20 protein-coding genes are annotated in these 22,403 nt (G+C 60.8%); 5 read left to right on the top strand and 15 right to left on the bottom strand.

Annotated features, from left to right (window positions below):
- Nucleotides 1-181 precede the first annotated feature (181 nt).
- Complete coding sequence (locus tag MRBLMA1_RS08475; RefSeq protein WP_363736081.1) at nucleotides 182-2,236, bottom strand: acetoacetate--CoA ligase; 2,055 nt, start codon at nucleotides 2,234-2,236, stop codon at nucleotides 182-184.
- Nucleotides 2,237-2,369: 133 nt separating this feature from the next.
- On the bottom strand, nucleotides 2,370-3,176 hold the full coding sequence (locus MRBLMA1_RS08470; protein WP_363736080.1) for an SDR family oxidoreductase: 807 nt from the start codon (nucleotides 3,174-3,176) through the stop codon (nucleotides 2,370-2,372).
- A 687-nt stretch (nucleotides 3,177-3,863) separates the two neighbouring features.
- Here MRBLMA1_RS08470 and MRBLMA1_RS08465 point away from each other — a divergent pair.
- The 4 genes from MRBLMA1_RS08465 to MRBLMA1_RS08450 all read left to right on the top strand — a co-directional run bounded on the left by MRBLMA1_RS08465 (nucleotide 3,864) and on the right by MRBLMA1_RS08450 (nucleotide 7,458).
- Nucleotides 3,864-4,802 carry an HpcH/HpaI aldolase/citrate lyase family protein gene (locus MRBLMA1_RS08465; RefSeq protein WP_363736079.1) on the top strand — a complete coding sequence of 313 codons (939 nt, stop codon included), beginning with the start codon at nucleotides 3,864-3,866 and terminating at the stop codon, nucleotides 4,800-4,802.
- Nucleotides 4,799-5,998, top strand: coding sequence for a CaiB/BaiF CoA transferase family protein (locus tag MRBLMA1_RS08460; RefSeq protein ID WP_363736078.1), 1,200 nt, complete (start codon nucleotides 4,799-4,801; stop codon nucleotides 5,996-5,998). The genes MRBLMA1_RS08465 and MRBLMA1_RS08460 overlap by 4 nt, the downstream gene beginning before the upstream one ends.
- Before the next feature lie 106 nt (nucleotides 5,999-6,104).
- The gene (locus tag MRBLMA1_RS08455) at nucleotides 6,105-6,521 is read left to right on the top strand and encodes a cupin domain-containing protein (RefSeq protein ID WP_363736077.1); all 417 of its coding nucleotides are present in this window, start codon (nucleotides 6,105-6,107) and stop codon (nucleotides 6,519-6,521) included.
- Nucleotides 6,522-6,600: 79 nt separating this feature from the next.
- Complete coding sequence (locus MRBLMA1_RS08450) at nucleotides 6,601-7,458, top strand: fumarylacetoacetate hydrolase family protein (protein WP_363736076.1); 858 nt, start codon at nucleotides 6,601-6,603, stop codon at nucleotides 7,456-7,458.
- 85 nt (nucleotides 7,459-7,543) lie between these two features.
- On the opposite strand, the gene MRBLMA1_RS08445 is transcribed toward MRBLMA1_RS08450, so the two are convergent.
- The 13 genes from MRBLMA1_RS08445 to MRBLMA1_RS08385 all read right to left on the bottom strand — a co-directional run bounded on the left by MRBLMA1_RS08445 (nucleotide 7,544) and on the right by MRBLMA1_RS08385 (nucleotide 20,601).
- Nucleotides 7,544-8,461, bottom strand: a complete 918-nt coding sequence (locus MRBLMA1_RS08445; protein ID WP_363736075.1) for a LysR family transcriptional regulator — start codon at nucleotides 8,459-8,461, stop codon at nucleotides 7,544-7,546.
- Between the two features lie 305 nt (nucleotides 8,462-8,766).
- A complete protein-coding gene (locus tag MRBLMA1_RS08440) occupies nucleotides 8,767-9,558 on the bottom strand; it encodes an alpha/beta fold hydrolase (protein WP_363736074.1) in 792 nt (263 codons plus the stop codon).
- A gap of 102 nt (nucleotides 9,559-9,660) precedes the next feature.
- Nucleotides 9,661-10,689 (bottom strand): 4-hydroxy-2-oxovalerate aldolase, encoded by a 1,029-nt coding sequence (dmpG, locus tag MRBLMA1_RS08435; RefSeq protein WP_363736073.1) that lies wholly within the window; start codon nucleotides 10,687-10,689, stop codon nucleotides 9,661-9,663.
- A complete protein-coding gene (locus MRBLMA1_RS08430; RefSeq protein WP_363736072.1) occupies nucleotides 10,686-11,627 on the bottom strand; it encodes an acetaldehyde dehydrogenase (acetylating) in 942 nt (313 codons plus the stop codon). Before MRBLMA1_RS08430 ends, dmpG begins: the two co-directional genes overlap by 4 nt.
- Before the next feature lie 3 nt (nucleotides 11,628-11,630).
- The gene (locus MRBLMA1_RS08425; RefSeq protein WP_363736071.1) at nucleotides 11,631-12,416 is read right to left on the bottom strand and encodes a 2-keto-4-pentenoate hydratase; all 786 of its coding nucleotides are present in this window, start codon (nucleotides 12,414-12,416) and stop codon (nucleotides 11,631-11,633) included.
- Between the two features lie 96 nt (nucleotides 12,417-12,512).
- Nucleotides 12,513-12,836, bottom strand: coding sequence for a 2Fe-2S iron-sulfur cluster-binding protein (locus MRBLMA1_RS08420; RefSeq protein WP_363736070.1), 324 nt, complete (start codon nucleotides 12,834-12,836; stop codon nucleotides 12,513-12,515).
- Nucleotides 12,837-12,863: 27 nt separating this feature from the next.
- Nucleotides 12,864-13,988: an acyl-CoA dehydrogenase family protein gene (locus MRBLMA1_RS08415; protein WP_363736069.1), complete on the bottom strand. Its 1,125-nt coding sequence runs from the start codon at nucleotides 13,986-13,988 to the stop codon at nucleotides 12,864-12,866.
- Nucleotides 13,989-14,060: 72 nt separating this feature from the next.
- Nucleotides 14,061-15,257 carry an acyl-CoA dehydrogenase family protein gene (locus tag MRBLMA1_RS08410; protein ID WP_363736068.1) on the bottom strand — a complete coding sequence of 399 codons (1,197 nt, stop codon included), beginning with the start codon at nucleotides 15,255-15,257 and terminating at the stop codon, nucleotides 14,061-14,063.
- A gap of 273 nt (nucleotides 15,258-15,530) precedes the next feature.
- On the bottom strand, nucleotides 15,531-15,791 hold the full coding sequence (locus MRBLMA1_RS08405; protein ID WP_363736067.1) for a hypothetical protein: 261 nt from the start codon (nucleotides 15,789-15,791) through the stop codon (nucleotides 15,531-15,533).
- A 228-nt stretch (nucleotides 15,792-16,019) separates the two neighbouring features.
- Complete coding sequence (locus MRBLMA1_RS08400) at nucleotides 16,020-17,060, bottom strand: hypothetical protein (RefSeq protein ID WP_363736066.1); 1,041 nt, start codon at nucleotides 17,058-17,060, stop codon at nucleotides 16,020-16,022.
- A gap of 308 nt (nucleotides 17,061-17,368) precedes the next feature.
- Entirely contained in the window at nucleotides 17,369-18,223 is an 855-nt protein-coding gene (locus MRBLMA1_RS08395; protein WP_363736065.1) for an HpcH/HpaI aldolase/citrate lyase family protein, read from the bottom strand.
- A gap of 58 nt (nucleotides 18,224-18,281) precedes the next feature.
- The gene (locus MRBLMA1_RS08390; protein WP_363736064.1) at nucleotides 18,282-19,211 is read right to left on the bottom strand and encodes a LysR family transcriptional regulator; all 930 of its coding nucleotides are present in this window, start codon (nucleotides 19,209-19,211) and stop codon (nucleotides 18,282-18,284) included.
- 40 nt (nucleotides 19,212-19,251) lie between these two features.
- Nucleotides 19,252-20,601 carry an LLM class flavin-dependent oxidoreductase gene (locus MRBLMA1_RS08385; protein ID WP_363736063.1) on the bottom strand — a complete coding sequence of 450 codons (1,350 nt, stop codon included), beginning with the start codon at nucleotides 20,599-20,601 and terminating at the stop codon, nucleotides 19,252-19,254.
- Nucleotides 20,602-21,009: 408 nt separating this feature from the next.
- Between MRBLMA1_RS08385 and MRBLMA1_RS08380 the strand changes: the two genes are divergently transcribed.
- A complete protein-coding gene (locus MRBLMA1_RS08380; protein ID WP_363736062.1) occupies nucleotides 21,010-22,347 on the top strand; it encodes an MFS transporter in 1,338 nt (445 codons plus the stop codon).
- The last annotated feature ends 56 nt before the right edge of the window (nucleotides 22,348-22,403 follow it).

The following is a 22,403-nucleotide window of genomic DNA, read 5'->3' as shown; positions in this document are numbered from 1 at the left end:
ATAGTGCAAATGTTCTAAATTTGACTGGATTATGAGTCCAAAAATATTTGGCGAGTCTCGAATGGCCTGAAAAATGGGGCAACAGCGATGCTACGCGCGCGGGTCAATGACCATTGCACGAGCGGGACGGAGGGCCGGTGGGCTGTCAACGCCGCGGCGGAGAAAAAACTGCCTGCCTGTTTCATTCGCTGTCGGGGGCTGGTTCGCCGGCAAATGCCGTATACCAGTCTGCCGTTGCACGATCGTGCTGCAGGGAGGCTCCGAAAAGTTGCGCATGAATCTGCCCTTCCAGCAAATGCCGGAGAGGCACTTCCATGCGCTTGCCGTTCGACGTATAGGGGATGGCAGGCGCATCAAAAATATCATCGGGCACGTGCCGCGGGCTCAACCTAGCACTGATCCGTGCCGCGATAGTGGCGAGCAAGTCTTCGTCCAGCGCCCGTCCATCCGTCAGGGTCACGAACAGCATCAGTCGGTCGCGATATCGTCCCGCCTGCGGGAAAACGGTAATCGCATCCGTGATGGCCGGATCATCTTCCAAAGCGCGGTAGAACTCGCTGGTCCCCATACGAACCCCATGCCGGTTTATCGTGGCATCGGATCGACCAAGGATTCTGCATCCTCCGTCGGAGTGGATGATTATCATGTCGCCCTGCTGCCAGCGGCCACCAAAATGCGACAGGTAACTGGCGGCCAGCCGGGTGCCGTCCGGATCTTTCCAGAGGCATCGAGGAGCGTTGGGGAAGGGGGTGCTGATCACAAGCTCGCCAGCCCTGCCGCGAAGCGATCTGCCCTCCGGATCCACGGAGTCCACGTCCATGCCCAGCATCCTTGCCGTTGATTCACCGGCATGGATTGGCAGCAGGCGTACGCCGCCGGCGTAGCCGCCGCAAACTTCGGTAGAGCCGGCCTGCGAGAGGATCCGGCAGTGCGGGGGCAAGACATCCGCAAGCCATTCGTAGAGCGGGGCTTCGGCTACTGCACCCGAGAGAATGAGCGCTTCGAGCCTTTGAAGGTCATGCTGCGCGGCAGGGTTATATCCCCGATCCTTCATTCGTCCGGCAAAGCCTGGGCTCACGCCCATTATGGTCGCGCCGGCGCGTTCGGCGATGGACCAGAGGCTGCCCAGGTCCGGATGGAACGGACTCCCGTCGTAAAGCACCACGTGCGTCCCAAGGGCAAGGCTGGTGAGCACCGTATTCCAGACGATCCAACTCGGCGTGGCATAAAATAGCAGGACGGAGCCTTCCCTTGCCTCGAGATGGAAGGTCAAGTCCTTCATCGCGCCAAGAAGTGCACCGACATGCGTGTGAACGATCGCCTTTGGCGCACCGGACGTGCCGGATGTATAGACAACCCACAAGGGGTGGTCGCTGGGTACCGGCTCAAAGGTGAAGTCGTCATATGTCGGTTCCGGCGTCGCGGCAAGAGATGACCAACTCCGCAGCAGGGGGCCGTGATCGATCAGATTCTGGGCATCATCCTGCAAAAGGACCAGATGCTCCAGCGTTGGCAGACCCTTGACGAGTTCACGCACGCTTTCGCTGCGATCGTGCAGCCTACCGGCATAATCATAGCGGGAGGTCGCGATGAGCAGCTTGGGCTCGATCTGCGCGAAGCGGTCCGTTGCGGCGCCGGCGCCGAATTCGGGGCTGCACGACGACCAGACCGCACCGACCGCCGCTGCGGCGATAAAACCGATCGCGGCTTCCACGACGTTGGGCAGATAGGCGGCAACGCGGTCACCGGGCCCGATCCCCATCGCGCGGAAGCCCGTCGCGACCCGTCGAACCGCTGTGCCCAGCTCTGACCATGTCCAGCGCGCGTGACTGCCATCTTCATGAAAGGCTGAGATCGCCACATGGTCAGCGAGACGCTTTTCGTGCCGCATCACCATGCGCGCGAAATTAAGCCTTGCCCCAGTAAACCATTGCGTATTCTGAAAGCCCGCGCCTTCCATCACGCTGTTGTAGGGGGCATCAGCTTCAACAGCGAAATAGTGCCAGATTGCCTCCCAGAATTCGGCCTGGTCTGTAGTCGACCAGCGCCAGAGCTCGTCATATCCCTCGAACGAGAGGTTGCGGCTTTGCTTGAGCCAGGTCATGAACATGGTGAGCGTCGACTGCTGGCGATCGGCCGCCGTCGGCGTCCAAATGACCCGCCCGCGACCAGCGCCGGCCAACGCAGCCTCTGCGGCGACCGACCCGAGTTCGCTATCAGTATCTGTCGTGACCACGCATACTCTCCCAAGCGAGGGGGCTCATTCATCCCCTTCGATCGATCACTCGCCAACTTGGTCCGCCGCCACATCAGGCTGGCTTGTGCAGCCTGCCGCCTCTTCGGTCGGCTTCAACGTCGCGCGCGGGTGGTCAATTGGACGCCAGCGTATGAAACGCCTTCTTCATATCCGCGGCGCGCGTGTCAATTCGATCCTCAAGATCCCGATTGGGAAACAGCCAGAAGCGTTCCGTTCCGATGGCATCGGCCACCAGGGTTGCGACCTCAGCGGGATCGATGCCGTTGCGCAGGACTTCCTCCATAGTCTCCATCCGGTCGCCTGTTGAAAGCTGAGCAGGCGCCCGAGCGGCGTTCGCCTCCAGCAGGGATGTCCTGACCGGCCCGGGCATCAGAACCGAAACTCCTATGCCGCTGCCGCTCAGTTCGTCGCGAAGGGCCTCGCACAATGCGACCACGCCGGCCTTCATCGCGGTATAAACGCCCGTCCGTGCCTTGACATTGAGCGTCGCCAGCGACGCGGTCGCCACCACATGGCCATTACGGCCCGACGCGACGATTCTGTGCAGGCCTTGCGTCAGGCCATGGAAGTTGCCGTCAAGATTAACTGAGCGCGACCATTCCCAGGCGGCCTGCGACGTTTGGCTTACGGGATCGGTGCTGCCCGCAACACCGGCATTGCTGAACAGAACGGCCAGGGGTCCGTGACGATCTTCCGCCTCATCCAGCGCGGTATTCCAGCTTTCCGCATCGCGGACGTCGAGCAGCACCGCAGATGCGCCTTCGATCTGGGCAGCCACCCTTTCTGCTCCGACAAGATCGATATCGGCGACGGCGACCTTCAGCCCCCGTCGCCCGAATTCCATGGCGGTGGCCCGGCCGATGCCACTTGCTGCCCCGGATATGAAGGCCATTCGGCCGCGGAAGTCCATATCACTCATGGCGGTCCCCTCCATATCCTTCCTTGCGCCGCCGGGCGTGCTTCATGCGCATGTTCGGCGTGGGCAGGGAAAATATGGTCGACTTGCTAAAACGTCTGTCGAATCCATAAGCCCCAGTGGTATGAACTGAGGGAACTTCCGACCCTGAACAGGTCGTGCCTTGCCAAACACTCTCCACTCACCGTTCTCCATAAATGAAAACTAGTGCCCTGCCGGATTCAAGCCCCCAGCCACATTCGGCCGGGAATTGCCCTTGAAAAGGTTCAAACGACTGGAGCTGTCACAGGATATCAGCTTCCTTTGAATAGCTCGACATATTCGGCAGTCAACCAGAGACTTGGTAGAAAACTGTGTGTCCAAGCCCTTAAATGTGCGGCACGAAGACTTTCAATGTTGAAGCAGCATGCTCTTGCATAAATTGCGGGACCATCACCGCCAAAGCTGCGTCACCAGCTGACTACTCTCGATCACTGCGAACTGTCAACATGACGGTGTCGGCCCGATTCTTGCTGTGACACTCTTGTCGTCACGCTGCATGAATTTTTATGATGAGTTCATCAGAAGGATGAATGAGACAGACTTTGGCTTTTCGTCTAGCCAGTGCGGACAATCGGTTTGATGGAAGGGAGCGCTGCCAAAGCCGCGGCGCTTGCACGCGCACCGGCTTAGGTGGGGCCAGGAACAATAATGGCAGATATTGCGAGAATTCAGCGAGTCCAGCGTTCCGAACTGGCGGTTCCGGCGACATCACCCCATTTTTTTCAAAAGGCAGCACAGGGACCCGCTGACTCCATCTTCCTTGATCTGGAGGACGCCGTCGCGCCGAACCGGCGGGAGGAAGGGCGCGCTAACGCGGTCGAGGCGCTGAACGCGGTCGATTGGGGCGCCAAGATGGTTTCCGTGCGGGTCAATGGCCTGGATACGCCCTGGGCGATCGCGGACATTATGGCGGTTGCGCGCTGCCCGCGGCTGGACATGATCCTGCTGCCCAAGGTGCAGACGAGCGAAGATGTCCGCTTCGTCGACCGGCTGCTCGGCTGCATGGAACTCGAAACGCCGCGGGAAAGGGGGGTAGGGATCGAAATTCTCATAGAAACGACGCGCGGGCTGGCAGAGGTGGAAGCGATCGCCGCATCGTCGCCGCGGCTGGAAGGCATCATCTTCGGCGTGGGAGATTATTCGATCGAACTTGAGAATTTCGACACGGTGTTCGGAGCGCCCAACCCGGAATATGCGGTCGGTGGCGCGGAAAACGACCAGTGGCACTTCGCGCTGGCGCGGATCGCCAATGCCTGTCGCGCCCATGGCCTGCGTCCGATCGATGGGCCCTTCGCAAATTATGGCGATCCCGATGCCTATCGCGCCAGCGCGATCCGAGCGCGGGCACTGGGGTTCGAGGGTAAATGGGCGATCCACCCCTCGCAGGTGGCGATAGCGAACGAGATTTTCTCTCCGACGCCCGCCCAGATCGCCTGGGCGCGTCGCATCGCCGATCGCATGGCGGCGGCGGCGTCGGATGGCCAGGGAGCGATTGGCATCGAAGGCGTTCTTATCGATCGCGCGCATGTCAAGCTGGCCGAAAAAATCCTTGCCCGGGCGACCCTGTTCCAGGGGGCCGTCGCTTGAGCGCCGGAGCGCTCAGTGACATTCGCGTGCTGGACGTTGCGACGTTCATCGCGGCGCCATTCTGCGGCACGCTGATGGCAGACTTCGGTGCAGAGGTGATCAAGATCGAGCAGCCAGGGGAAGGCGATTCCCTTCGTCGCTTCGGGACAGCCACCTCCTGCGGTGACACGCTCGTCTGGCTGAGCGAGGCGCGAAACCGCCAGTCCGTGACGCTTGACCTGCGGAAGAAGGAAGGGGCGGACATCTTCCGCCAACTCGTCGAGAAATCCGATGTGGTGCTGGAGAATTTCCGGCCGGGAACGATGGAGAAATGGGGGCTGGGCTACGAAGATCTGGCGGCCATCAATCCGAAGCTGGTGATGCTGCGCGTGAGCGCCTATGGCCAGACCGGGCCGATGCGTGACAAGCCCGGCTTCGCGCGTATCGCACACGCATTCAGCGGCCTGGCTTATCTTTCAGGAGAGCCTGGCCGCCCGCCCGTGGTTCCCGGCTCCACCTCGCTGGCGGATTACATGACCGGGCTGTTCGGGGCCTTCGGCGTGATGGTTGCCCTGCGCGTGGCGGAGCAGACCGGACGCGGCCAGGTCGTCGACATCGGCCTCTATGAGAGCATATTCCGCGTCTTGGATGAATTGGCGCCCGCGTTCGCATCGTCCGGCTACAAGCGCGAAAGGATGGGCCCCGATACGGTCAATATCGTGCCCCACAGCCACTATGAAACGGCGGATGGCGCGTGGGTTGCGCTGGCCTGCTCGAACGATCGGATGTGGGAGCGGCTGACCAGGGCAATGGACCGGCCCGAGCTGGCACAGGATCCGCGCTATGCCACGCTCGTCCAACGGAATCGCCATCGCGCAGAGGTCAACGCGATCGTGGCCGACTGGGTGAAGCGCCTGCCGACCACCGAAATCCTGGCGCGCTGCGAGGCGGCACAGGCGCCGGCGAGCAAGCTGCTCGACATCGCCGACATATTCGCCGATCCGCAATATGCCGCTCGCGAGAATCTGCTCAGGATTCAGGATCCGAGGGTCGGCGAGCTCGTTATCCCTGCGCCATTGCCCCGGTTGTCCGTGACGCCGCCCCGTTTCAGCCATGCCGGTCCTGCACTTGGCCAATCGACGGAGGCTGTGCTGGGTGAGCTGCTGGGTTTGAATCGGGACCGTATCGATCAACTGATGCAAGAACGCGTGGTGTGACGAGGGCGTGGGCGAGGACGACACTTCGCGATCGCGAAGTCTGACGATAGCGTACAGCCGGCATGGCGTCGGCTTTGGTATATGGCAATGATAAGGAGGATGCATCGTGGACAATGAGGCATCAAACGCGACTTCAAACCTCGTGGTGTCGAAGCTTGTGGTTGCGAAGCTGCATGGCGAGGAGGATTTCAAGTCTGACGGGTTGCGACCTTTTGCGAAATATCGCGATCTGGGATTTGCCGAGGTGACCGACGGCATGTTGCATGCTCATGTGATCAAACTCGTTCCTCCATGCACGGACGAGGTACGCAAACGTCACCGGCACATCACCCAAGTGCAGATGTTCTACATGCTCGAAGGCTGGATGAAACTGGAGTTCGAGGGCCATGGCGAGGTTTTGATGGAGCCGGGCGACTGTTGCCTGATGCCGTCGGGCATAGCGCATACCGTGCTTGATTACTCGCCCGACGCCCGCAACCTTGAGATCACCATTCCCAAGGAATACGACACGATCGATGCATGAGGCGATGACGGCGATGTCCAGGAAGGACCGCTGCCCAGGGCCGGTGTTGTATCAGACTTTTTCAGGAGGAGATTAGGCGTTGAGGATCTGCCGTTTTGACGACAACCGGCTCGGCCTTGTGCAGGGCGACAGCGTTTTGGATGTGACCGAGGCGCTGCAAATCCTTCCGGAATGCCGTTACCCGCTGCCGATGGCCGATCTGCTCTACAGCAATCTTGATGCTGTTCTTGCCCGCGTGACCGAACTTGCGCCCTCCGCGCAGCGCCGCGGGCTTAAGGAGATCAAGCTGCTGAGCCCTGTCGCTAATCCGTCCAAGATCATCGGTGCGCCGGTCAACTATAATGATCATCTCGCCGAGTCGCGCGCCGATCCCAACCTGTCGCAGGGCAACGTCATCAAGCCCATCGGTGATTGGGGTCTGTTCTTCAAAGCGAACAGCTCGCTGGTCGGTGCCGGAGACGGCGTGAAGTTACGCTTCCCGGATCGCCGCACCGACCATGAGGCGGAGCTGGTCGTCATCATCGGTAAGACCGGAACCAACATTCCAGCTGAAGAAGCGATGTCTTATGTCGCGGGATATTGCGTGGGCCTCGACATGACAGTGCGGGGCGTCCAGCAGAAGACATTCCGTGCCTCTGTCGACAGCTATGCGGTTCTGGGGCCGTGGTTTGTCACCGCCGATGAGATCGCTGAGCCGGGCAAGCTGGACTTCTGGCTCAAGATCAATGGCGAGACCCGGCAGGCTTCGAATACCAGCTATCTTATCTACGACGTCCCCAAGCTCATCGAGTTTGCCTCCAGCTATTACACGCTGTTGCCGGGGGACGTGATCTTCACAGGTACGCCGGCCGGCGTGGGGCCGGTGGCACCTGGAGATATCATCGACGTGCATATCGACCAGATAGGAGCTATGCGGGTCGCAGTTTCGGCTGCCTGATTGTGAGGCGGACTGGATCAGACGAAGCAACAAATGGGGAAGTGCGAGGTCCTTCCGAAGCTTGAGGCATTCGGCAGGCGCGCGCTCAGGCTGGTGGGACTGGGCGGGCCGACTGTGCGCTCAACATGCTTTTCGTGAAGTCCGCGAAAGCGCGCGCCGCTTCGCGCAAAACAGTGCCGCGGGCAGTAATGATGCAGATCGTGCGGCTCAGCCGCGGGTCCACGATGGGGAGGATCTGGAGATTTTCTCGGTTCCCGCGTGGAATGGCGCAGGCTGGCATGATGGCTACCCCAATACCTTCGACGGCCATCGCATATTGCGTCTGCACCTGGCTGACCTCGTAGCGTGTCCGCAGCTTGAGACCGCGCGCTGCCAATTCCGCATCCAATACTCCGCGCAGCGCCGTGGCACTGTCGAGCACGATGGCCGGAAGTTCTGCAAGTTCGGCCAGCGTGATGCTGGTCGCCGAACGGTTCTGGAAGGGCGGGGGGATGAACGCCATGATCTCTTCCTGCAGGAATGGCTCGAAGACGAAGTCGACTGCGCCTTCGACATTCAGGCCGATCCCCATTTCGATCTCCTTGCTGCGCAGTTTTTCGAGCAGGTCCTGCATCGAGCTTTCGCGGACGCTCATGGTGATGCCAGGGAATTCCTGCTCGAAGCTGTAGATAAGGTGCGGGAGCAATGAGGAGGATAGCGTCGGGATGCAGCCAAAAGAGACGAATCCCTTCCGCATCTTGAGTTCTTCTTTCAACGAGCGGAGCCCGAAGTTGAGGTCGGCGAGCGAACGACGCGCAAAGCGCAACAAACGCTCGCCCTCCATTGTCAACTCGACGCGCCGCGTGCTTCGATTGAACAGTCGAGCACCGATCTGCTCCTCCAGTTGACGGATCTGCATGCTGATCGCGGATTGTGTCCGCCCCATCTCTTCTGCCGCACGCCGAAAGCTCTCATGTTCGGCCACGCTGATGAAGGTCTGAAGAAAGTTGAGATTGATATGCATATGGGGTCTCGCGGCTGGCGGCCGAGCGGTTTCATCGTCCGCACTTATGCATTGATCTGATAGATAAGCGCTTTCAAGGTGTGTCTTCAAGGATTTCTTGAGAAAGTCGCAATGGTGGCGGAGCGCCGCGTGCGCGTCGCTCCAGCGAGACAAATTGCATCGGATCAGGATGATGCGTGCCGTTTCTGCCAATCCGACGAGAATTCAGCACAGCAGGCGATTGCCTCCCTGCCCAGTTAAGTACTTTGGGGCACTGTCATGTCCCGCGGACGGGACCATCCGCCGTCGCTCCCAAATACTTTCGCTCAGTCGGGTCGCGAGTCGAGGAAGGCCCGCGCCTTTGCCACGAAACCATCCGGGGAGGAGAGGGGAGGGAAATGGCCGGCTGCTTCGACGACGTCGAACGATGCGTTCGGAAGCGCGTGTGTCGCGGCCTCGACCACGGCGGGATCCCACATGAAATCCTGATCCCCCGCCAGACACAGGCAGGGGCATGCGATGCTGGCGAGGCGCGGACCGCCCTGCCAATCGAGCAGCGCTTCGGTCAGCGCTGCATAGGCATCGGGGTCATTTGCCAGGAAGTCGCCTTCATATTCCGATCGGGCAACCGCGAACGGCAGCGCTATTCCTTCGGGAAATGACAGTTCGGCGCTCGTGCGGGAGGCAACACGCATGCCACCCGCGCGAATGTCGCTTGCGCGCTGTCCGGCATAGAGGCGGGTCTTTTCAGGGATGTCGGGCGATACCGAGCAGAGCAACAGCGAGCGCACCAGCGCCGGCGCCTGAAGGGCGACCTCAAGCGCGACGATCGATCCCATCGCGCATCCCATGATATCGATGCTGTCGATCTCCTGCCGAGTGAGGAAGCGCTGCACGTCATCGGCTATGTTGGCCATGCTGTAGGGTTGGCACGGCTTTTCCGAACGTCCGGTTCCGCGGATGTCGAGGAGGAGGAGACGATGGTCCTGGGCCAGGGCGCCGACAACGTGCCGCCAGGTTCGTGTGCTGCCGCCCAGTTCCGCCAGGCACAATATGGGGCGGCCGACGCCATGCTCTTCATAATGCAGGCAGATATCGCCGAGATCTAAGTGAGGCATCCAGTCTCCATCAAGTCGTTCGATGGCCAAGGGCCGCCGAGAATGAACCGGCTGTACAGTTCGCGCGGCGTGCGGACGGTAAATGCCAACAGCCGTGACATGTCAGTTGCCGGACTTCAACATGTCCAGCGCGACGTCGACGATCATGTCCTCCTGCCCGCCGACCATCTTGCAGCGGCCGACCTCGGCCAGGATGGAACGGGTATCGAGGCCATAGTCGAGCGCGGCCTTTTCCGCATGACGAAGGAAGCTGGAATAGACGCCGGCATAGCCAAGGGTCAGCGTTTCGCGATCGACCCGCACAGGGCGGTCCTGCAGCGGCCTGACAAGATCTTCCGCTGCGTCCATCAGCGCATAAAGGTCGCACCCATGATTCCATCCGTAGCGATCGGCAGCGGCGATGAAAACCTCCAGCGGCGCGTTGCCGGCCCCAGCGCCCATGCCGGCGAGGCTCGCATCGACACGTATTGCGCCATTCTGCACGGCGACGATCGAGTTGGCGACGCCCAGCGAGAGATTGTGGTGCGCGTGGACGCCGCGCTGGGTCTCCGGCTTCAGGACATGATCATAGGCCTGCAGGCGAGCGGCATATTCGTCCATGTTCATCGCGCCGCCACTGTCGGTGACGTAGACGCAATGCGCGCCATAGGTTTCCATGAGCTTGGCCTGCGTCGCCAGCGCATCCGGCGTGGTCATGTGGCTCATCATCAGGAAGCCGGAGACGTCCATACCCAAAGCGCGGGCCGCCTCGATATGCTGCTTGGAAACGTCGGCTTCGGTGCAGTGCGTGGCGATGCGGACCGAGCGCACGCCCATCTCATAGGCATGTTTGAGGTCATGCACCGTTCCGATACCCGGCAGCAGCAGCGTGGTGAGCACTGAATGTTCCAGAACCTCGGCTACCGCGCCGATCCAGTCCCAATCGGTGAAGGCGCCGAAGCCATAGTTGAAGGAAGAGCCTTGCAGCCCATCGCCATGCGCCACCTCAATGGCGTCGACTTTTGCTGCATCCAGTGCCTTGGCGATGGCGCGAACATGATCAAGACCATATTGATGGCGGATCGCATGCATCCCGTCACGCAGCGTCACATCCTGGATGTACAATTTGGTCTGATGGGGATCAAAGGTCATAGCGCCATCCTTTTGGCCATCTTCTCGGCGGTCTTCAGAGCTGCGGACGTCATGATGTCGAGATTGCCGGCATAGGCGGGCAGGTAGTGCGCCGCGCCTTCGACCTCCAGGAAGACCGAGACCTTGAGCCCGGTGAAGTCCGAGGTTCCCGTAGAGGCCATTTCGGGAATGTGCAGCGGACGATTGGAACCGATATGCTCGAACTGTACCGACTGCTTCAACCGATAACCTGGAACATAGCTTTGCACTTCGGCTACCATGTCGTCGATGGAGCGACGGATCGCATCCTGGTCCGCCTCATCGCACAGGCAATAGACGGTATCACGCATGATGAGTGGCGGTTCGGCCGGGTTCAGAATGATGATCGCCTTGCCGCGGGTAGCTCCGCCTACGGCGACGATGGCCTGGCTGGTCGTTTCGGTGAATTCATCGATATTGGCACGGGTTCCGGGGCCCGCGCTTTTTGAACTGATGGAAGCGACGATCTCGCCATAATGCACCTTGGCCACTCGATTGACCGCGGCCACGATGGGAATTGTTGCCTGGCCACCACAAGTGACCATATTGACGTTCGCCGCGTCCAGGTTGGCATCGCCGTTTACCGGCGGGATCGTGTAGGGACCGATAGCGGCCGGTGTCAGATCGATCATCCGCTTGCCCGCAGCCAGTACCGCCTGGCTGTGGCGCTGGTGCGCACCGGCGCTGGTGGCGTCGAACACGATCTGGATGTCCTTGAACTGGGGCATGGCGAGCAGCCCGTCGAGGCCCTCATATGTGGTCGGAACACCCAGCCGGTGCGCCCGCGCGAGCCCGTCCGACGCCGGATCGATGCCGACCATCGCCCCCATCTCCAGCGTATCCGACAGGCGCATTACCTTGATCATCAGATCGGTACCGATATTGCCCGATCCGATGATGGCAACCTTCACCCTGGCCATGAATCAAGCCTCTCCATATCTAAAACTGCATGTCCCGATGCCGCCCACCACGGCACGCACCTGATCGCCCGGATGGATGGCTACCATGGGTCCGAGTGCGCCCGCCAACAGCACGTCGCCAGCCTTCAGCGGCTCGCCGCGCTCTGCCAGCGTCCGCGCAAGCCATGCCGCTGCATTCAAAGGATGTCCAAGCGCCGCCGCGCCCGCGCCCAGGGATGCGATCGTCCCATTAATCTCCATCACCATCCCGGCAGACCACAGATCAAGGCCGGGCAAGGAGTGCCCTTCTTCCGCCAGAACGAAAAAGGCGGAGGAGCCGTTGTCCGCCACGGTATCGGCGAAGGTGATTTTCCAGTCGGCGATCCGGCTGTCCACGATCTCGATGGCGGCATGTACCGTCGCCACTGCCGCCGCCGTCTCTTCAGCCGTCGTCTGTGTGGAAGGCAGATCCGTGCCCAGCACGAACGCGATCTCCGCTTCCGCCTTCGGCTGAAGGCAGGCACCGGGGTCGAGCCTGCCGCCGTCGGCGATCCGCATATCATCGAACAGCACGCCAAAGTCGGGTTGATCGACGCCTAGCTGTGTCTGAACGGCCTTGGCCGTCAACCCAGCCTTGCGCCCCACGATCCGGCGTCCCTGCGATTCCCAGTAGCGCGTGTTGATCGTCTGTACGGCATAGGCACCCGCCATATCGAGCGGGTCCAGGCCGTCGCGCAGCGGTGGCACAGCACCGGAACGATAAGCCTCGCGCAGGCGGCTGGCGAGTTCGTCGTGAGTAGTCGCAGTCATAGCATCTCCCGCAACTGATCGATGGTTTCGGCCCGAAACGCCACTTCCGTATGGATCGCACCAGACGCGACAGCGCCTGCCATCGGGGTCGGTCCTTCAGCCACCCTGATGAACGGGAATCCCGATTTCCAGACCATCCAGCTCAGGCTGAACGATGATCTGGCAACTCAGGCGCGAATTGGGCTGACGTTCTGCCGCGAAATCGAGCAGTGCGTCCTCCTCCTCGGATGGGGCTGGCACGAGCCCGACCCAAGCTTCGCCCAGATATACGTGGCAGGTGGCGCAGGAGAGCTGACCGCCGCAATCGGCGTCAATCCCTGCAATTCCTGCCGTTACCGCCCCTTCCATGACAGAGATGCCATCGTCGATCGCGACGTCCGTTTCCTGCCCCGCCGGATCGACAAATCGTACCAGAACCATTTTATCTTCCTTTGCGCCCGCTTCCTCTCAGGCCGCGTGCTTATGCTCGCTTTCCAATATCCGCATGATCTGCTCACGCTGTTCGCGAGGCGTGCCAAGCAACTCGGCGTTGGCGCGCGCCCGCTTGTAGTAGAGGTGGTTCCGCATTTCCCAGGTGAAGCCGATGGCCCCGAACACTTGAATATTGCAGGCGGTGGCAGCGCGATACTGCTCGCTGGCATAGCTTTGTGCAATGGCTGCGGCCTTGCTGGCGTCGGCGGTACCCTCGCTTAACGCCCATGCGGCATATTGCACCCCGGCAGTGGCGCATTCGTTACCGCCGGCGACTTCGGCCAGGTCATGCTTGATCGACTGGTAAGAGCCGATGGGGCGGCCGAAGGCGATACGCTCCTTCGCGTAGGCCACGGCGTCGTCAAGCACCTGTTCGGCACCTGCGGCGCTTTCCGCAGCGAGAATGAGGTAGAGCCGGTCGCGGATCCACGACCAGCTGTCGCCATCGGCCTGAGGCAGCCGCTCGGCCGGCACGTCCTTGAATGAAATGCGGCTCACATGGCGGGTGATATCGCGCCAGTCGAGGCGCTCCATCGCCAGGCCCTGGGCCTTGGCATCCACGATGAAGAAGCCGGGCGTGCCTTCGACGTCCGCCATGACCACGATCTTGTCTGCATCGGCTGCCTCGACGACGAACGACTTTTCCCCGCTGATCGTCCAGCCGTCCCCCGCCTTCGAAGCGTTGGCGCCATGTGACAGACCGTTTACGTCGCCATTCGGGTCCGCGACTGCCAGCGCGAGTGAAAGCTCGCCTGCGGCCACCTGCGGCAGCAGTGCCTGCTTCTGTTCTTCGCTGCCGCAGCGTTCGACGGCCCAGGCGCCCGCCAGCGTCCCGAAAAGAGCCGACGGCGCGAGGGTGCGGCCCGTTTCACCGACAATCATGACAAGGTCGATATAGGTCAGGCCCAATCCGCCATAAGCTTCCGGGATGACGATGCCGGTCCAGCCAAGCTTCCGGATTTCATCCCAGAGGCCATCGCGCGCGACAGGCTGCTCATTTGCCTCCGGTTTGAGATAAGGGTCGAGCCTGACTTCCTTCGAGAGGAAGGCGCGCGCATTATCCCTGAGAGCGATATGCTCTTCGCTGAGGGTGAAATTCATTGGATAAGTTCCCCGGTCGAGGGCCGATGTCCTGGCGTTTGCAGGGGCGTGGACATCGGCGCGATGGATGTTTCAGGCCGCCAGTTGCGGGCGCCCGATTTCACTGAACGGCAACTTTGCCGACGGATCGATGTCGCGCGGTAGGCCAAGGATACGCTCCGCGACCGTGTTCTTGAGGATTTCCGTCGTGCCGATACCGATCGTGCCAGCCGGTCCGAACCAGTAGCAATAGTCCCAGCTGTTGAACAAGCCATAGTCCTGCTTGGGCAGGGGCAGTTCATCCTCGTCGCGCAGCATCCCGGCTATACCCTCTGTCCGTTTGGCCAGATCCGAGAGGCGCTGGCCGTGAGGCGAGGCAATCATCTTGCCAAGGTTGGCCTCAAGGCCGGGCGGATTGCCGTTGATCCGGTTACTGAGGTTGCGATCGGCCAGCAGACGGAGCAGTTCGCCCTCGACATAGAGTTTCGCGGCTTCGTCACGAACGAGCGGATCATTGATCTTGCGCGTCTCGATCAGGCCGGAAACAAGCTCCCGCGCGGTTGGGCCAAAACCCCATACCGCGCCCGGTTTCACCATGCCCATCCGCTCGGTCTGCAACTGTTCGAGAACAATCCGCCAACCCTGGCCTTCCTCGCCGAGCCGGTTGCTGACGGGCACGCGGACATCGGTTAGAAACACCTCGTTGAATTCAGGTGCATGACCGGACATGTCGAGTATCGGGCGTACCTCAACGCCCGGGTCCTTCATGTCGATGAGGAAGACAGTCAGGCCGCGATGCTTCGGTACCGTGGGGTCGGTCCTTGCGATAACAACGCCTACCTGCGAAATATGAGCGTTCGAATTCCAGATTTTCTGGCCGTTGATGATGTAATGATCACCCTCCAGCCGCGCTGAAGTGCGCAGGCCGCCCAGGTCCGACCCACTGGACGGTTCTGAAAACAGCATGCACCAGGTGTCGCGACAGGCAAGCGCTGGCGGTAGGAACTTCTGCTGCATCTCTTCAGTGCCGTACACCAACAGCGACTGGCCACATTGGTTCACGCCGATCGGATTGAGGGTATGAGGATGCGTGATTCCGGCGCGCTTGATCTCCTGTTCGATGATCAGCTGCGTTTCAGGATCCGCCGAGAGGCCCCATGGCGCCGGCCAGTGCGGAACGGTGTAGCCCTTCTGCGCCAGTTCCTCATAGGTTACGTTAGGGTGCGCTTCGAGCCACTTGCGCACCTCCAAGCGGCGGGGATCATCGTCGGCGGGAAGATTGAAGTCCATACTCACTCTCCATAGCAATGGCCGGCGCGATGCCCGGTGCCTTGTAATTCCATAATCATGGCAGTTTGCCATTCGTTCGCCCTGAACCCGCTGGTTCGAGACTGAATGACAGAATATAAAGCATACGTTCTATCTGTTCGAAGCTCGCCCTGGCTGTCAAGCTGAAACTTCGCCGGCTTTGGGTCTCGTGGGTGTGGACCATGGCCGGGTGGCAAGGTGAGATCGGTTGATCGGATCGGTCGTTCGGGCGGTTTGGGAATGCGCTACACTCTGCTATATTCCCATGTCGAGCGTGATGCGAAGCGGGCTGACGCTTCTCTCCGGACGGCTCCAGGAATTCGGCTCCGTTCGTTCCCATGGCTGAGCTTGGAGAAAAGCAAGATCGTCTACAACATCAACATAGGTCATATGCTTTAACAAAGCCACTGCAACGAGGATGGTGAACGGTTCAGTCCAGCAGGCTGCCAAGGGATCGATTGCCTGGGAAATCTTGATGCGGGGGTGTTTGCCAGCGAACGGAAATCCGATCGCCATTCTTGAGGCCGCGGAGAGGCTGGAACCCCTAGGTATCCTAGGGCTGTGCTCGGCGTCATCGGAAAAACGCGGCACGATTTTCGCCGGCATCGCACAGGCGCGTGACCTTATGTGCAGGATTAAGATCCCGGCCCCGCTCGGCGACCACTGACGGCAGGCCTCAAGCCTAAAGCGGAGCCGTGCACTCGCCGTGGCTCCGGCGGGCGCACGGCCTGCAATCTGTACGGTTTAGGGCCTCGATACGAGGAAGGCCTTGGTCGAGTTGAAAATCCACGTTTCAACGAAGCCGATCTCGTCGGGTCGGCCGCGACCCAGTTCGTTCAAGGCGCCGACGAGGCAGAACCAGTTGAGGACTTCCTGCTGCCCGCTATCTTCGATTGCGGAGGCTGGATAGTCGCGCCAGGAGGCATAGTCACCGCTCGCCATCGGCTCGAAAAGGGAACGATCAGCTTCGATGTCCGGCCACAGATAGTGATTCTTCTTGGTCAGAAAGGCGTGCGACCAGCTCGACGATGCGATGATGGCAACCCGATATTTGGATTGCGACAGAATGCGCGCCGTCGCGGCTCCCATGTCGAACAGCCTGGCCGGGATGGGGGCCGGCGGATCGAGATCCGCTTCTGTAAGTTCCTTCGTGAAAGAGGGCAGGCCGCCCTTCTGGCAGATGACGTGTCGGCCATAGCAGTTGATGGAGACCGGCAGGATCGGGTAATTGAAGCCCTTGCGGTCATAGTCCAGATAGAAGATCGCATTCGTGAATGCGTGGCCGAGCGGATGATGCAGCGGCTTGTATGAATAGGCACTGTCGAACCCGGCTGAAATCAGTTCGCTGACCAGATGCTTGCCTGCCTCCGTCACGCCGGGCAACACGAATTCCTTGTCGACGGGCTCTCCCCAGATATTGTTCGGAAAGTTGTGAAAACGGAATTCGGGGTGCGCATTCACGCAATAGGGCGGGACGACATCTTCGCGGAAATTCTCATATTGATCGTCGCCCCACAAAAGGACGAAGTCGGGATGGAAGTCATCCAGAGCCTGTCGCGCTTTGCGGGTCCAGTCGACCATTTTCTCGCGATGGAGGGCTGCTGCCGCCTCGCCTTCGTCGTCGCCCCATTCCTCTTGCATGGCCGCTGGCCATCCGGCCGCGCTCTTGAGCGGCTCAGGCAGCTTTGGATTGGTCATCATTTGCTTGAGCAGTCCTGACATGTTCTTGTCGGGCCACAGCAGCATCGGATAGTGGCTGATGCCCAGCGCTAGAATTTCGGCCATGCGTCTTGTTCCTTCCATAGGTCTGTTCGGTTCAACTGGATAAGCGGATCACGCCTGAATCATGGGGTGCAGCCTTCCCGTCCTGGCCAAGGCCGATCTCTGCCGGCAAAGCTTCATCGCGCAGGATGATATGTTACATTTAGTCAAACGTTTTACATTATCTAATGAAGAGCGATTTGCTTGCCAACACGATTCTGTATCGGGCTTGTGGCGGTGCCCATCGAAGGAGCGGGCATAGGGATCCGTCCTCCGGTTCGCGGCCTTAAGTGCAGCGGCAACCGCTGCAATGCAGGTGTGGAGATGCTGTCTCAGGCCGCCGGCAGGGCCGCCATTGCGAGGGTACGCCGGGCGCCTTCCAGGTGCAACCGTTCGACCATTTGGCCGTCAACCTGTATCGCGCCCTTGGCCAGGTTTTCAGGGGCGTCGAATGCGGCGATAATATGTTGCGCCCGCGCAATCGCGGCATCATCGGGCGTGAACGCCCGGTGACAGACGGCGATCTGGCGAGGGTGCACCAGGGTCTTGCCGTCGAACCCGAACAGAACCGCCTGTCGCGCTTGAGCTTCAAGACCCGCTTCATCGTCGAGATGATTATATACGCCATCGAGGATCGACAGGCCATGCGCGCGTGCCGCCGCGACGGCGAGGCCAAGCGCGCCTGTGAATGCTGTGCGCATAGTGTCGAGCGTGGCGCCGGTTTCTCTCGCGAGGTCGTTGGTGCCCATGACGAAGGCGCGCAGGCGCGTGGATTCGGCGGTCGCCGCTATGCTTTCGAGTCTGAACAGCGCTAGTGGTGTCTCGATCATCGCCCATAGGTCGACATCGTGACCCTCGAGCAGTGTTGCATATCGAACAATGTCCTCGGCCGTGCTGACCTTGGGTATCAGGATAGCGTCAGCGCCGGCTGGTCCGATCGCGCGCAGATCCGCTGCGCCCCATTCGGTCTGAAGGCCGTTCACGCGCACGATGAGCTCACGCGGCCCGAAGCCGCCTTCTGCAAGTGCGGCGACAGCCTGTTCGCGGGCAAGATGTTTGACATCTGCGGCGACGGCATCCTCAAGATCCAGGATGACCACGTCGCAATCGAGCGTGCGCGCCTTTGCGATGGCCTTGGCATTGGACGCGGGCAGATAGAGGGCGCTTCGACGAGCCATTATGGTCATGCAGACCTCCGTTACTGGGCTGTTTGATTGCGTCGCGCTATTGCAGCGGGTCGGATTCCTACGGCGCGATTGCGGCCAGGCTCTTGATCAGGGCGGCGCGGGTATGCCGTGAGAAGCGCAGCGCTGAAGAGGGCAGCGCATGACCCTTTCGCGTAAGAATGCCCAGCGCACGGGTGAGTGGCGGAGAGCCGATCGGCAGGGCTTCAATGTCCCTGTCCAATCGATCCGGCAGTGCGAGCCGGGGGATTACCGCCGCCCCGACCTCGGCCCGCACCATGGCGACGGCCGTATGGATGTGGCGCACCTCCGTCCGCGATTGAAGCTGGAGTTGGTGCGACTGCATGGCCTGTTCCAGCTCCGATTGCAGCAGCACCGATCCTGACAATGTTATGAGCGGCAGTGTCGCCAGATGCATGAGGCTCATAGCCTCGCCAGTGGGCGCGCTCAGCTTGCGCGAGATGACAATGCACAGGGGCTCGGCGACGGCTGGGGCGAAGCTGATTCCTGAAGGCGTGGGCGATGGGCACGGCGCAATGCCGATATCCACGCGCTGCTCGGATAGGGCTGTAACGACCTCCGGCGAGGTAAGCTCCTCGACATCGATCCGTAGGGTGGGATCATATTGCCGGAACGAGGCGATGATCGCCGGCAGGCGGCTGCCGGATATCGAAGGCACGCAGCCGATCACCAAGCGTCCCTGCCGCATCGTGGAGATGCTGCGGACCGTCGACAAGCCGTCGGCAATCTCCGCGAAGCCGCTCTCCACGCGTTTCAACAAGGCTGCCCCAGCCTCCGTCAGGGCGACCTTTCGCGTTGTCCGTTCCAGAAGGCTGACCCCGAGCTGCCGTTCGAGTTCGCGCACCTGCATGCTGAGCGTCGCCTGGGATCGGCCGACTTCCGCCGTTGCGCGAACGAACGAACAATGCCGCCCCACGGCAAAAAAGGCACGCAAGAGATTAAGGTTCAAACGGGTCAGTTCCTGATCCATGCTTTGATCTTAGAGCCTCAACGGTTCGCTGGGAAGGCGATCAGCCGCCGGATATCGATGGCTTCCTGATTCCCAGATTGTCGCGAAGCGTGATGCCTTGATGATCCTTGCGGAACAGGCCACGGCGTTGCAACTCGGGTACGACGAGGCGGACGAAATCCTCATAGTTGCCGGGAGCATAGCCCGCCGCAAGCACGAAGCCATCACAGGCGGAACCGAACCACTCTTCCATCTGGTCGGCAACCTGCTTTGGCGATCCAACGAAGGTGGGAAACTCTGCGAGCGTGCCGCGCTGCGTAAAGCGCACGAAGTCGGCCGGCGTGGGATTGGTGCGCCCGCTCAAACGGACGACACGGTCGCGGAACGCCTGTATGCCGGATATTGCGTCCATCTCCTCGCTCGTGAACGGTTCATCATAGCCCTTCGTCGAGAAATCGAAATTGAGCACCTCGGACAACAGCACCAATCCGTCGATCGGCTTGGTGAGGCCGTCGATCAGCGCCTTCTTATCCTCCGCCTGCGCCTGCGTCTCGCCGACGATGGCGTAGACGGCGGGCGTGATCCTGACCGAATCCCTGCCGCGCCCGATCTGGTCCAGCAGGTCCTTGAATTCGCCATAGGACCGGCGTCCCACCTCCAGGTTCGGATAGATGACGAAAACGAGCTCGCCCCACTTCGCCGCGAAGGCGCGGCCGCGCCCACTCTGTCCCGCCTGGATCAGGACCGGCTCGCCCTGCGGCGAACGGGGGACCGTGAAGGGCCCGCGAGACTTGAACCATTCCCCGGCATGTTCCAGGCGGCGGACCTTGCCCGGATCAGCGAACAGGCCGCGCTCCTTGTCGATTACCAACGCATCGTCATCCCAACTGCGCCAGTGTCCCTGCACTACTTCCAGAAATTCCTCGGCGCGATCGTAGCGCAGATCGTGAGAGAGCGCTGCATCACGGCCGAAATTGGCTGCTTCTGAATCATTGAGGGACGTCACGACGTTCCAGGCCGCCCTTCCGCCCGTCAGCTGATCGAGCGTGGCAAAGGTCCGCGCCACATGGATGGGCTCGTAATATGTCGTGGAATAGGTAACTCCGATCCCAAGATGGCGCGTTACATGACCCAGCGCGCTGGCGCACAGCATCGGATCGAGCTTCACCGCACGGATACCCTGCTCCACGGTCATGCGATAGTCGTCGCCGAAGACGTCCGGGATCGCGAGCCGATCATCAAAGAAGGCGAGGTGGAATTTCCCTTCCTCCAAGGTGCGGCCGATGCGCTGATAATATTCCGGCTGCAGGAAGTCGGCGGCCGCCGCCGGATGCCTCCACGACGCGGGAAGATTCGAGCAGTTTTGCGCTTGAAGGAATGCGACAAGCGCCATCTGACGATCTTGGGTCATGAACACCTCTTCCCCTTGAAAATCTGCCGCATGCCCCAAGGCCTGTGCCTTCGCCCATGCTCATTGCCATGCACCGCTTGTCTCTGAACCGAGGGCGCCGCGACGCTTCTCAGATCGATCGCCGTCTGACGGCGGCCATCTGACTTTCTGCCGAAAGGCATGGCTACGAAACTACGAAAGACGGTTTGATTATTAGAGATATTCGATAAATCTACATCGGTGCGCGTTGTCACGAGAAGTAGGCTGCGGCGGCGCCATGGCGATCAGATAAAACAATTGATTATCAAGAAAATTGAATATTAGTTTTCCCGTGACCGATGATGGAACATCGTCTTATATGCAATATATGAGGTCGACGCGAGATCATGACATCTAAGATTAGATCGATCGTTCTAGGAGAATAGCTTCGTGTCATGGACTGAAGCCAGCCTGAAGCTGGAGAGCGATATGCCGGCCGCAGGCAGTGAGGAAACCCCCATGAAAGGAGCAGGGATCACTGTCGCCCTGCTGACGCTGCTTTATGCGGTTTCTTACGTCGATCGCAGCATCCTGGCGCTTTTGGCCTTGCCTGTATCCCAGTCGCTCGCCCTGGATGATCGGCAGTTGGCGCTCCTGCTGGGCGTTGGCTTTGCACTGTTCTACGCCGTGGGTGGCCTTGTTCTCGCGCATTTCGTTGATACGCGCAACCGACGCATCGTGGTGACCGCCGGAGTGGTCGTCTGGAGCCTCTCGACGATCCTGTCGGGCTTTGCGAACGGCTTTTGGATGATGTTGATCCTGCGCAGCGGCGTTGCCCTTGGCGAAGCGGTGCTGACACCCGCGGCGATCTCCCTCATCGCAGATCTCTATCCCCGGCACAGAAGGGGCATGCCCGTGGCGATCTTTGCCTCCGTCGCCGGTGTCATGGCGATCGGTTCATATGCCGTGGGCGCGGCGGCGATGGACCTGGCGGCCCGGGTGAGCGGCCATACCGGTCTTGACGCCTGGCGGATGACCTTCATCTTCGTGGGCCTGCCTGGGTTGCTGCTTGCGGCGATATTCGTACTGAGCGCCACAGTGCCGGCGCGGCGTGAGGCTCGGAACCCGTCGGTCGCCGATGCCGACATACGCGTTGTGTTCACCTATCTGCGCACGCGTTTCGGCTTCTTCGGACCGCTGCTGTCGCTCACTGGCCTGAACAGCCTGTACAGTCTCGCGATCATCGCCTGGCTTCCCGCACTGCTGGCGCGTGAGCAGGGGTTAAGCCCATCCAGCGCCGGCTATCTGATCGGCCTTGTCGGCGTGCCAGCCGGCCTCGTCGGCAATTTCTTCTGGCAATGGATTGCCACCCGAAAGCAGTTGGCGGACCCGACGGGCGGCATCGTACGTACCTTCAGGCTTCCTGCCTTGGTCGCGGCGCCCGCCTTTGCCGCGGGGCTGATGATGGATTCGCTTGTACCGCTGCTTTGTGGCTTCGGGGTCGGGATGTTCTTCAGTACCGCTTTCTCGGTGGTTTCGCCGCTGAGCATCCAGCTTTTCGGTCCCCCGCAGATGCGTGGCCGTGTGAGCAGCATATACCTGCTGATCGTGGCTGTGCTCGGCTATGGGCTGGCGCCGCTCGCTGCGGTGGAACTCGGCGCGGCCGTGGCAGGGGAGGGGCATGGGCTGCGGGAGGGATTGGTGATCCTGTCGCTCCTGGTCTGGCCAGTCCTGATCTGGATGTCCTTCCGCGTCGCCGGCAAGACCCACCTCGTCCAGATCCAATGATCCGCGGCGCCAGCCGTTGCGCCGCACCGACTCTCGAAATCGGGTTCAATATGGCT

The organism is Sphingobium sp. LMA1-1-1.1 (assembly GCF_040676365.1).
Classification (GTDB): domain Bacteria; phylum Pseudomonadota; class Alphaproteobacteria; order Sphingomonadales; family Sphingomonadaceae; genus Sphingobium.
The sequence above is the reverse complement of the archived record's forward strand: the minus strand, read 5'-3'. Positions and strand labels throughout refer to the sequence as shown.